This is a genomic window from Acinetobacter sp. WCHAc060033, from assembly GCF_004209125.1.
Classification (GTDB): Bacteria; Pseudomonadota; Gammaproteobacteria; order Pseudomonadales; family Moraxellaceae; genus Acinetobacter; species Acinetobacter wuhouensis.
The window spans coordinates 1-12,320 of the sequence record NZ_SGSW01000073.1; the positions used below are offsets into that span (position 1 = coordinate 1).

The following is a 12,320-nucleotide window of genomic DNA, read 5'->3' on the forward strand; positions in this document are numbered from 1 at the left end:
TTACGACGATCACACTCAGCTATGCATTCACCTTGCTGATTTTATTGCTACATACAACTTCGACCGCAGACTCAAAACACTCAGGGGCCTGACTCCCTACGAATTCATCTGCAAACAGTGGATAGATGAACCTGAACTTTTTAAGATTGATCCGATCCATCAAATGCCGGGACTACACAAAAGAAAAAAAAGGCTTTTAGTTTTTTAAATTTCCACTGTGGAAAATTAAAAATATTTTTTTAATTTTTAAAATTATGCTAATATAAATTTAATTTTTATATATTTAATCCATGACAATATACGTAATTGCCAATCAGAAAGGTGGCGTTGGAAAGACCACACTCTCAACCAATTTAGCTGTTGCTCTGAGCAAAAAAGGTCAGACTATTCTTGTAGATGGAGATGATCAACAATCCTCTATAAAATGGAGTAAACGTAGAACACAAGACTCGATTACAACCATTTCGCTCAAAGATAATTTAAAAGAAGAACTACAACAGTTAAAAAATAATAATAAATATATTGTATTGGATGTTGCAGGACGTGATTCAGCTGAGTTTCGTTCAGCATTATTAATAGCAGATGTTCTTATTATTCCAACGCAACCTAGTCAAACAGATATCGAAGTGCTGCCATTTGTGCTTAGATTGGTAAATGCTGCTAAGCAAGTAAATAAGAAATTAGAAACTTTTGTAGTCTTAAATAAAGCACCAACCAATACCAAATCTACAGAAATTGATGCTGCTTTAGAGTTGCTACAACAAGTCAAGTCTGTGAAAACACTAAATACCATTGTGCGTGATCGCAAACAATTTCGCGATGCAATGATCGAAGGAAAATCAGTATTAGAAATGGGTAGTAGTAAAGCAAAAGATGAATTAAATGAATTTTTGGTGGAGATCCTGTAATGGCGAAAAAACCACTCATTGTCGATTTTGATGATGCCTTTGAAATGGAACAAGCATTTATTAATGCAGCAGGAACAGGCAAAGTTGCATTGGTATCATCGACTGAAAATAATATTGTTGATCTACCTATAGAGCTTATTGACTTCTCAGAGCATCAACCTCGCATTATTACAGACAAAGTTTTACAAGATGTTGAAAAGCTTGCCAAAAGTATTGAAACGAATGGGCAAATTTATCCGATTGTTGTGATCAAAAAAGAAGAAACATATGAGCTTGTTGGTGGAGAAAAAAGGTTTCGAGCTGTTCGTGATGTATTAAAACATAAGACTATTCGTGCAATTATTCGAGATGATAAATCTACAGAAAAGACAGCTTTAATTTCATTGATTGACAATTTACATCGGTCAAATCTTAGTGATTTTGAATTAGTCAATGCTATACAAAAACACTGCGATGAGTTTGGTTATACTATACAAAATATAGAATTTATTACTCAAAAATATCAATTAGATCAATCTAAATACTTTAGATTAATGAGCTTTTATAAACTGCCAAACTATATAAAAGAAGATCTAAAAATCCACCCCAAAGCGATTTCAGGTGCAACCGCACAACAATTGTTAACTGAATTAAATAAACTGGTTTTAAAGTTTAACCATCAACTAGTTGAAGATACCACGTTAACCATATGGAAAAAGTACCTAAATGAATTTACAGAAACAAATCGTCCATCAAAAAAATTCATTTATCAAATAGAAAAAGCACTAACGGTACAAGAGACAGCTAAAAAACAAGATCAAAGCATCGAAAATGCCTCTCTAGTAAACAAAATGATCTTAAAAAATAAAAATGGTCTTAAATTTGGTTCGATTAAGATCGAGAAAAGTCTCAATGGGAAAACAGTCCTAAATATTCGCACCAGTTTAAATGCTGAATTTAATCAAGAAAAGATTGAAAAGTTAGAAGAATTTCTTGCCGGTTTAGATGACCACCCATAAAAATTATAAATTTCCACTGTGGAAATTTATAATTGAGTATCCAATATTTTTTTAAATATTGGGTACTGCTATTTATCATACATATTGAATTAAAAAGTGTTAAAGGGAAAAATGCTTACCAGAACGGTAACTGATCTTCTGATGGATCTAAAATTTCATCCATATCAGAATCAACAATATTTTTATCTTCATGATCTGCCTTTTTAGGCTTAACAGATTCTGTTGAGCCTAAGTTGTAAATTTAAAAATTAGCCATTTCAACAGTATTGAGTTTATACAGCCAGTATCAGCTGAGATGGTTACGATAGAAAAAAATTGGAAATGCAAAAAAAATCACTTGAAGTCCTGACCAAGTTAAGTGCAGTTTTGATATTAGATTTACCAGATTTTATTCGACATTTTATCTTGAATCTTAAAAACAAGCTGGATGCTTATATCAAAAGAATTCTTAACAAGGGTGAAAAATCCCATAAAGGTGTTGATGAATTTGAAATTCTAAAATGGTTAATCCATAAAATTTCTTTAGATTTGGAACAGGTTCCAAAGCACAAACATAAAGAGGTACATGCTGTTCTATTTACATGTTTTTTTACTCAATTGTCCGATACCTTAGGTTTGCCATTATCACGGTATATGAAGGTGGGAAAAAATCCGCAGCGTTGTGTTCAATTGAGTGCAAACACTTATAAAAAATACTTTGGCCTGAATAAAGACTTGAAGCTCAAGTTCGAACGAAACCTGAATATCAATTTTTACCCTGAAAAATTATGGTAGCTTTATGAGCCAAACTGATGAATTGTCAGCTGACAAGCAAATTAAACTATTGGAAGAATGGGTCAATCAACCCCTGAGTGTAAAAAAACAAATTTTGACTCAGCTCTTGGCGCAAGATCAGCAGGCACAGGAACTGTATGCTGCTGCTCACAAAATACATGTGGTGATTAAAAATAATCGGATAGTGACACAACAGAAATTATTAGCAGGGTTAACGCAATGGGCTAAAAGTGCATCTATAGGAGAACTAAGCGACCAACAAAAAGCAGTATTCATCTATTCCTATCTTTGTACTGCAGCCTTGTGTGAAATACTGAAGGAAATCATCTTGTTAGAGCCTCAGATTACAAGGGATGAAAAGGATGAAAAGGATGAAAAGGATGAAAAGGATGAAAAGGATGAAAAGGATGAAAAGGATGAAAAGGATGAAAAGGATGAAAAGGATGAAAAACAGGTTATTCTAAATAATTGTAAAAACAACAATAAAATCAACACAGTATCTTATAATTTAAAACTTCTTTTGCAAAAGCAGTTATCGAATACTGAGAAAAATAAACTGTTGTATAAAAAAGTTACACGCAAACTCCAAGCTATGGATGAATTTGATGCCAACGAGTTAAAAATTCTTTTAGAGCGTAAAACAATAAAAAATGATTTTGAACAGCTTAATCTTGGCCGTTATATTCAACAATTTATTATTGTTTTCAACGAGATTGCCAATAGTAGATTAAATTCAACAGTAATTAATGTTCAGGCTTTAATTAACGATATTAAAAAGGGCATGACCTATAAATCTGATTCAGGCACATCATCGTTGGATGTAGAGAATGAGGATACTGGACAGGATACAGAGGCCAATCTTGTCGATCCTGAACAGGATGAGATCGCCAAGCGGGTGAAGGGGAGTTTCTCTGATGACAAACAGAAACAGCTCGAAAAGCAAGCTAAGAGAATTCAGCGACGTGACTTAGCCTGTAAAACTAATCCGCTTTATCTGAAACCCAGTTTATTAACTGAGGTATATCAGCGATTGCAGAAGTGTTATCAAGAAAATAAGAGAAATGATGCATATCAATCGGCTTTAGCTGTGTGTGGTCTGATGTGTCTCTTGACCGGTCTGAGTCCAACGGTCTTTCAAAAGATCAAGTATTTGATTGATATTGGTAGAATTAAAAAAAAATCAGTCAAAAAAGTCATCCATTATTATTGGGTGATCGATCCTAAGTTGAATGCCAATCATTCCGGTGCCATGCAAGATAAAGCACAGCGTTATAATCGGGCCTTAACCCTGGAATGGCGCATGCCAGCACCCTGGATCACCAGTTTAGAGGCTTTAGAGGAACCTGAATTTTGTGTGATTGAGTACAATAATTTTTTGCGGGAAATTTTTAAAGAGCATGCAATTGGCGAAATCACCTGTGGTATGTTAGAGCGGCAAATCTATTTTTATATGGATATGGAGACGGATGATAACCTGGTCGCACACTTGCTGGCCAACAGAGATAGCCGTCATATCGTGCAATGGAACTATGAAGGGCGTCAGATCGATCAAATCGACCAGCATTTTCAAGGCTATATTAATGTTCTATTAGACCGTAGAAAAGGTGAACCATGGATTGAGGATGAACACCCTGGTCATATTTTTCATCGTGAGGAACGTATCGGCAGTCAGCGATGCTGGACTGTAGAGGCCGCGAGTAAATTTTTTAATCAGCTTTATCATTTTGTCAAAAACACATTAGCCAATACTCAAGCGAATCTGATCGAGAAGCTGAATGCTTACAGCATTTGGATGTGGCATCTTTCCTTAATCTGCCTGACGGTGCGTCCAATAGTCGGCATGCCGGGGTTACTGAAACATTATGATCCTAAGGCACAACTGCTTTACGTGCATGATAAAAAAACTGATTCACGAAAAGTAGGACGTCCTGTTCCTGTTACAGGCTACTGGCAGGATCATTTCAATGCATATCGAAAATATCTGACGAAAACCATCGAATCACTCGGGATAAAAAGTTTGCAAGCGCAATTGGAAAACGATGGTTTTATGCTCTATGTCATCTCACATCCTCGGATCAAGTCCCAAAAAGGTCAGGTGAATCTTGCTGAAGTCGTGGAGCATTTGGAGTTACAGCCCATGTCTGCTGATTTTGTCACGAATTACCTTAAAGAGACTGTACAGATTTATAAAAACTGGCCAAGGCATTTCACTAAAAATCATCTCGCCCTGAGTGGTGACATTCACAATACGCTATATACCCATGATAAGCAGAGCATGGGATTCAGTCACATTTCTGGATTAAGCCCTTATCTCTACAAACACGACATTCAGCAACAAGTTAAAAGCTTGCTCAACAAACTAGAAATCGCAAAGCTTGAAGTGCTTTAAAGGACCATCTTGTGCTTGATACATCACTTGTTACGCAATTAGAAAATGCCATTAAAAGAGAAATCGGTGACATTTTTAAGGAAATTTCTCAGCTGATCACTGCTACATACACAGATGTAAATTCTGACCTTGCTCAAATTGATTTTAAGTGGCTTGATCAGCAAATTCTGGACAAGTTTACTCTCTATAGAGCAGTTTTAGAGCAGCTCTGCCAAATATCCAAATTTAAGGGCAATGCTGCAGATTACCTTCAATTCTGTTTTAAACAAGTGAAACGGATTTGTAACGAGAAAAACCAGCAGTGGCAAAAGGATTACCCTTCCTATGCCGAGAGCTATGAGATTAAGTTGCCCGATTGGATAGTCTACACACCTAAACGTCTAGACAACGTTTTTTCAGGACGAAAGTTACAGCAGGGTACTATGCTCGTCGAGGTAAAAGAAAAACTGTATGTGAATTGGGCGGATTATCTCAAACAACAAACTCAAGGTATCTTCTTATACTCTACGGCTAAAGAGCAACAAAAATTAGTGAATACCTTGTTTGAATGTCTGTGTATTTCATTAATTTTTGATCAGGGATGCATGCAACCTGAACGACTGATAGCCATTCATGATGCGATTTTTCATATGAACCTGGATAGTGGCTTGCTTCCGATCTATTCAGGTGACGAAAAGGTTCAAAAAGCTTATGTCTTTTCATACACGTTGCCCTCGACAAAGTATGGCAACATCTATCGTCAGGATGGCGAAGAAGAGACGGAGTTATGGCAAACTCAGCATATCTATTTCAATGCCTTTGTGATGCTATGTTATCGACGGATTCAGGAGCTAATCAATAGATCGCAAGGGCATCAATTACAAAGCACTTCGCCATTGCTGTGCTGGGAAAAAGAACAGAGTGAAATTGAAACGGGGAATCAGCCTGAAGCCTTACTGCTAGAAAAACTTAAAATCCATTTAAACATTGTACTGAATATGGCGGAGGAGGGGGACTCTAGAAAAGCACGTGAGGATCAGCAGCCATTTACACAGCTTAATCACGTGAAGCTATTTTTAAAAGGCTTGGAAAAGACCGGTTTTGCCATTTTTAAGCATATGGATTATGTCTTGTGGCAAGAGATTCCTAATCTGGATGTTTTAAGTACCAGTGTACTGAACAATCAGATCATCACTTCGCCTTTAATCTATGAGCAGTATACACAGCTCTATGATCAACCCGATTGCTGGAAAACTATTCAAGCTAGAATCAAAAATCTTGAAAAAAAGCCTCAAGTCTTAGACTTGGAGATGCCTACAGTTACAGTCAAAACATTTCATGATCGACGAACCGGTCAACGTCATGAGCTGAAATCCTGGCTTTTATCTTTTCATCAGGATATCAAACCCAAACAGCTTGCGGATCAACTCCAAGAAAGCATCCAAAAATCTGAGGACTATAAATCTGCGTATGAGGCTGGAAATGGCGAGTACCTAGATTATGTAGTGGCTATTGCACATTTACGCGTGTGTCAGTGGTTAGAAAACGAATTTGCTTATCATGGGAAAGCAGCGATTAAAGTCTCAACAATCAAGCGTTACTATAGTAGTTTTGTGCTTGACCTACTTTGTTATGTTCTAGAACAGCAGATCAATCTAGATACAGCCACTGAAGAGCAGTTTGAGGAAATGTATCGCACGATTGTTGAAGAAAAACTGCTGAATGATCAGAAAAATCATAAAACGACCGCACAAACCAACAACAATAAAAAATACAATACCTCGGGTTATGCCTTTGATCGGCTGAAAGCCTTTCACCAATACTTAGTCAAGAATCATCGTGCACCGATTGTGCAATATTTATATGAACGTCAAAGTGACGGTTTATTTTTAAAAACCAGACTCATTAGTCCGCAGATGTTTCAATTGATGATACGGATTCTTAGAGAATACCCAGAAGCTTTGGGTCTGACTGAGCAGGATGCAACCTGTCTAGAATGGGTCTATACATTGGCATTTAGACTGGGCTTGCGTATTGATGAAGCTGCCGGGATCTGTATCGATGATTTTGTATCTCCGCAGTTACGAAAACATCCTGACAATCGACAGCTCTATTATGTGTTTGAATCCGCTTTAGATCAGCAGAAAGACGATCGATCTCACCATAAAATGAGAAAAACAATGGGTGATATTGATGATCTCACCCTTAGGATTCGTCTAAATTCTGAGCGTGATCTGAAAAGTGATAATGCCACGCGTCAGTTTGATTTAGCTTATTTTTTAGCACCGGACGAGTTCACAGGATTTTGTCGCTTTTATCAAAACCAGTTACCTGGCTCTAAAGCGACTGCAGCAGTCTGCAATAGAAAAATCAAACAGCTCTTTATGCTGGGTGAACAACCTTTATCCAGTACAAATTTATCAAAAATTACCCAGTTGCTGTTTAATACTGTATTAGGGACAAACGATCATCAATATACCTTTCACGCTTTCAGGCATAGTACCGCTTCACATTTGGCTATCCTTTTAAAAGGCAGCATAGCACTGGTACGTTGTTTTACTGACTATGATTCCGAGTTTGGGCGTAAGCTTAAAAAGCACATTTTACCCAATATGAAGGATGCTTCATCGCGTAGTGCCCAAGCCTGGTCTCGACTTGCGCATCTGATGGGGCATGAAGACATTCGGATCACTGCAAGACATTATCTGCATCATCTGAATATCCTGATTGCTGACATGTTTTATCAAGCAAACCGTGAATATTCACCTCAATTGATCAAGGCATTATTAGGCGATAGTCAGTTGATGCATCGCGATTTCAAGGTTAAATTTCAGTCGAATGAAACAGATATTTTAAAATTGATGAAGAAGATTCATTCACACACAGAAAATAATTCTCAAACTGCTGCATTAAAGAGCAAGAAAAAGCAGAAGCAGCCTCAACAACAGGACGTATTTTTATACCGTGAAACGTTTCTAGACGAATACCGGAAGTGGCGGGAAAAAAAAGAAAAAGCAACGATCGATCCTGAAGTATTGAAATTCATTCAATCGATCAGCCAGCCGTTTTCTCTCTATACAAGTCACGTCAAAAATGATGCTAATCATGAGGATCTTATCGGTTTTACTTGGAAGAAAATGGTGACATGGTCTAATCACTATGAGATTGAGAAACCTTTTAACTTAAATAAAAATGTAACCCAGAATGATCTTAAACATTTTTTTTATTGTTTAGAAAATAAAATTTCACTTGAAAAAGATCGTCCTATTTTGAATTTTAAGGCATCATCTGAAAATGACTTGATTGACTATCAAAGATTCTTAGATTTTATTAATAAAATTTATTCAAAAGATTCAGATAATTTTTTAAAATATTCAGATAATTTTGAATGGGATGAATATAATACGGGTGAATTTAATAATGTAAAAAAGGGCGAGGTGAAAATAAAAAAATATAAAATATGGAATAAAAAAGATAATAATTTTATTCAAAAGATGCTGTTGCAAAGCGTCTTTTACAAGATGAAAGAGTGCCTAGAGGTTCTATCAGAGGTTGACGATATCAACGGAAATTCATCAAAAAAAACACATTGAAATCAGATGGATATTTTTGTTGATTTTACAGCTTAGTTTTTTTTAGCATATTTTTGCAGAAAAGTGAGTTTTTATCGCTCAAAAACTGGGTAATTAAGGGTGAAAATCCAACCCCGGGTTTTAGGCTTTTTGAGTGTTTTTTAGCCTAAAAAACAGCATTGTTGAGACGCAAGACAATAATCACGCTACGTTAAAATTAATTGAAATATTATTGATATAAATAATACCTTTTGTTGTTAATAAAATAATAAATTAAAAGCGATTTAATATGAAATTGAGTGTTGTTTTAAATTAATTGGAGAATCAGTTTTAAATAATGTAACCCTCTATTTTGGGTTGATTTTTTTGGTTTTTTAACCAAATAAAAAGTACGTTTTTTCATATTATGTTGATAATTTTTAATCAATTTTATACATTGCTGAAGATAGAAACTGTATTTAAGTTGAATTAATCTGTTTTGATGAGTTAATGCTCATAAATGAAAATTCCTTATTCTAGCCTTTAGTTAAAACTGCTAATCATAAATATTCTAAAAATAGCCTAAGCTTAATAAGTGGTTCAAAAGGGGCCCAGGCCTTTGCTTTGTCAAAATCTGATTTGCCAAGCAAAGGCCTGGGAATCCGCGAATTTGATTTTTTGTTTTAATAATGCTCAATATTTTAATTTATTGAGGTCCTTTCATAGAATTAATGATTAAAAAAAGTCTAATTTGGTTTGACCAAAGAAAAAGATACAAATATGATAATTACATTACAGTAAAATCTGTAATCAGGCGTGGAAACCTGAAAATTACTACAGAAGCATTAAAACTGCTTTAAGCGGTTTTTTTGTGCTTATTATGCTTAGCTTGCCATTATGGTAGGCCAGGCAGGGCAGTCGATGACTGGCCGTCTTCTGTAGTGCGGTATTTCCACCCCTGTTTGGTCTACCTCCATCTCGTGGAAAAAGATGGTTGTAGATAGTAAAATCTAAACTACAGGTACTCAGCATGAAGATTTCATTATCTCAAATCCCCATTTCTCTTACGTTTCTTTTGTTAGCGCTGACCGGATATTGACGGTCATTTAATTCATCGCTTTAACCAAATTGAACGATATGCACTTTCAAATTTCGTATTTGAGCGAATATAGAGAAGTGCTGCCTGGAGAAAACAAAAAATGGGCCAAACTCGATTACTGACGAATATCATTCAGCGTAAAGTCATGTTGCCAGAAGAAATGTCACCATCAATGCAACGAGACAATTTTGAAGTTGCACTGACTGATTTTGAAAAGCATGCCATCATCAAATGTTTATTTAAAGCGGATAACCAGCGTTCTACTGAATGTTGGAGTGTGCGGGAAATTGCAAACTTTATTGGGAATTGCACAGAAGATCAAAATATCAATTTGTGTATCTTGTATTGGAAAGATATACACGGCAACATCTATATTATCGATGGGGCGCATCGTCTTTCGAGTATTTATGCGTGGGTCAAGAGATATTTTGCAGATGAACAAGCCACTCAAGCGCCTAATTTTAGCGATCAACAAAAAGAAGATATTCGTGACCTGCGAAATCATTTAGGGGATCTGGCTGACTTCCAAAAAATTTGTATTGATCCTAAATTTGCAGAACAAAAATCTAAATTAGACGATATTAAAATCAGTTTCCGGCAAGTGCTTGGTACTCCAGAAGATGCACGACGCGTATTCCAATCGATTAACTCAGATACTAAACGCCTGGATAAATATGAGGAATATCATCTAAGAAGTCGGGGAAGTGATGCATATTATGCGATCTATGCTTGTTGTTATATCAATGACAATAAATCCAATTTAGAAGAGCTTCAATATACACGTTTAAATGCGCTCATCGAGTTGGGGGAGAGGATCCATCAGCTGCTTTTCTCTACCATCTTATTAGATACTGAAATGAGTCATGGCAAAAAAATTGGCTTGGTCAATGAGCTCATGAATATCATCGCGGGTGATCGGATTCATAATATCATGAGCCTGAATCAGGGTGAACGCGTTGAAAAGATCATGTCACATCTGTTTACGGCCCTTTGCAGAATGGCCACTCCTGTAAAAAATACTGGGGTTCCGAGTTTGGGCTTACATCCGTTCTTATATTTTTATAAGGACCAGCGTTTTCAAATTACTTCCTTTCTAGCATGGTTTTCAATTGTGTTTGAAATTCATGAAAGTCGCATGCAGATTCATCATCGAACGATTAGTTTCAAGGACTTCACCCGGGTACGCCGTAGTATTGAGTTCTTGATCGCCAATTTCCCCGTGGCGACCACCGAAACGGTCGGCAAGTTCGGCAGTGGTATCAAGGGCTATGATCGGCTACAAATTGTCTATAAAGCCTTTATTTGCTTAAGTTTGGAAATGGAGGTTGATTTTGATGATGAGGAATGCCTGAATACATTTATTCTGTCCATGTCTAAGGCCTTCAAATACATAAACTTTAATGAGTTTTATGTTGAAAGATTTTTGGGGAATTATGATGATACGGTCGTGAAGCATGTGGTGGGATATGTGGAGTCGATTAGTCCAATCTCGCGCTCAAAGCCCAAATCCTTTTCAGCATTAACCAAAAGTTTACTTAAGCACAATTTTCTGGTGGGTAATCATAACTTTTGCCTCATTTGTGATGGATTAATCTATCTTGATTCTACTGAATCGGATCATAAAATTGCCAAAGCCGTTGGTGGGCAAGGGGTGCTAGAGAATGGTCTGCTGGTTCATCCAATCTGTAATAGAATGAAATCAGATCTCAGCTTAGAAGAGATCAGAGCGGATTTGTTTGGTGAGTTATTGTATTAATCAGCAGGGCTATGTTTTTGTGTTCTCAAGTGTGTTAATTAATGATAAATCACATGATTTAACTTTTGATCTATTTTGCCAATGTGGTTTTTTTAATTCAGTAGACCTCTTGCGAAAGTATAGTTTTATCTAATTTTTGAATTGGCTAAAGCCTCATAAAATATAGCTTTTGGCTGCTTAAAATTTGACTAACGCAAGAAGTCTAATGCAGAATCATAGTTAGAAGCTAGCTGTAGTTTCTGAATGATCGTCAAGATCCTTAGTTTTGCCCATAGATTCCCTCTATGGGTATTTTTTTGATCAAAAATCATGTGTAGATGCCCTAGAATAAACCTTTTAGCATTTCATAAGCAATCAAGATTAAGCCTGACACCATCAGCACCACAAAAATGAGTTCCACTCTAGTTAACATAGTAATTCCATTTACTTTTCACCCAATTTATGTGGCAAATAAGTCGTAGTAGCAATGACATAACATGACATAGAAAATAATCAAAAAGACAGAATTTGGATTTTTATATTCAAGGTGAATTATTAAGATAATTGTGAAAACTTCATAGGAACTTCTTTTTTCTCAATGAAAATGTTATATCCTTAGAGTCTGCATGATCCATTTGAAGCGAGAATTTTATGAAAAAAGTTATTGGTATGAGAAATAGCCGTACTGAAGCCTTTAAAATCGTAAAAGCTTCATTTGCCGTAGATAATTTGGTTGTAGATAATAAAGGCTTACAAGCAATTAATGACTATGTGACGGGTTCTAAGACATTTGAACAAGCCAGAAATACACTCGTTGAAATGTACCGTGTACGATAAAAATGTTTTTTGATGATGCACTACATTATTATCTGACGGAAGAAGATTTT

The 12,320-nt window shown here is 36.0% G+C and carries 7 protein-coding genes and 1 pseudogene; all 8 read left to right on the top strand.

What is annotated here, in order from left to right:
* Positions 1-208, top strand: a pseudogene (locus tag EXE10_RS19245) (hypothetical protein); the annotation flags it as partial.
* Positions 209-290: 82 nt separating this feature from the next.
* Positions 291-908 carry an AAA family ATPase gene (locus tag EXE10_RS19250; protein WP_000158575.1) on the top strand — a complete coding sequence of 206 codons (618 nt, stop codon included), beginning with the start codon at positions 291-293 and terminating at the stop codon, positions 906-908.
* Entirely contained in the window at positions 908-1,906 is a 999-nt protein-coding gene (locus EXE10_RS19255) for a ParB/RepB/Spo0J family partition protein (RefSeq protein WP_001085468.1), read from the top strand. Before EXE10_RS19250 ends, EXE10_RS19255 begins: the two co-directional genes overlap by 1 nt.
* Before the next feature lie 321 nt (positions 1,907-2,227).
* A complete protein-coding gene (locus EXE10_RS19260) occupies positions 2,228-2,680 on the top strand; it encodes a hypothetical protein (protein ID WP_031974804.1) in 453 nt (150 codons plus the stop codon).
* Positions 2,681-2,684: 4 nt separating this feature from the next.
* Positions 2,685-5,069 carry a hypothetical protein gene (locus tag EXE10_RS19265; RefSeq protein ID WP_130114451.1) on the top strand — a complete coding sequence of 795 codons (2,385 nt, stop codon included), beginning with the start codon at positions 2,685-2,687 and terminating at the stop codon, positions 5,067-5,069.
* Positions 5,070-5,080: 11 nt separating this feature from the next.
* Entirely contained in the window at positions 5,081-8,641 is a 3,561-nt protein-coding gene (locus tag EXE10_RS19270) for a hypothetical protein (RefSeq protein ID WP_031974806.1), read from the top strand.
* Positions 8,642-9,798: 1,157 nt separating this feature from the next.
* Positions 9,799-11,454 (top strand): HNH endonuclease signature motif containing protein, encoded by a 1,656-nt coding sequence (locus tag EXE10_RS19275; protein WP_031974807.1) that lies wholly within the window; start codon positions 9,799-9,801, stop codon positions 11,452-11,454.
* Between the two features lie 630 nt (positions 11,455-12,084).
* Positions 12,085-12,270: a hypothetical protein gene (locus EXE10_RS19280; RefSeq protein WP_000755725.1), complete on the top strand. Its 186-nt coding sequence runs from the start codon at positions 12,085-12,087 to the stop codon at positions 12,268-12,270.
* Positions 12,271-12,320 lie beyond the last annotated feature (50 nt).

Excerpts from the sequence above, each read along its gene's own strand:
- EXE10_RS19275 (WP_031974807.1), top strand. The coding sequence starts at position 9,799 with ATGGGCCAAACTCGATTACTGACGAATATCATTCAGCGTAAAGTCATG.
- EXE10_RS19280 (WP_000755725.1), top strand. The coding sequence starts at position 12,085 with ATGAAAAAAGTTATTGGTATGAGAAATAGCCGTACTGAAGCCTTTAAA.
- EXE10_RS19250 (WP_000158575.1), top strand. The coding sequence starts at position 291 with ATGACAATATACGTAATTGCCAATCAGAAAGGTGGCGTTGGAAAGACC.
- EXE10_RS19255 (WP_001085468.1), top strand. The coding sequence starts at position 908 with ATGGCGAAAAAACCACTCATTGTCGATTTTGATGATGCCTTTGAAATG.
- EXE10_RS19265 (WP_130114451.1), top strand. The coding sequence starts at position 2,685 with ATGAGCCAAACTGATGAATTGTCAGCTGACAAGCAAATTAAACTATTG.
- EXE10_RS19260 (WP_031974804.1), top strand. The coding sequence starts at position 2,228 with ATGCAAAAAAAATCACTTGAAGTCCTGACCAAGTTAAGTGCAGTTTTG.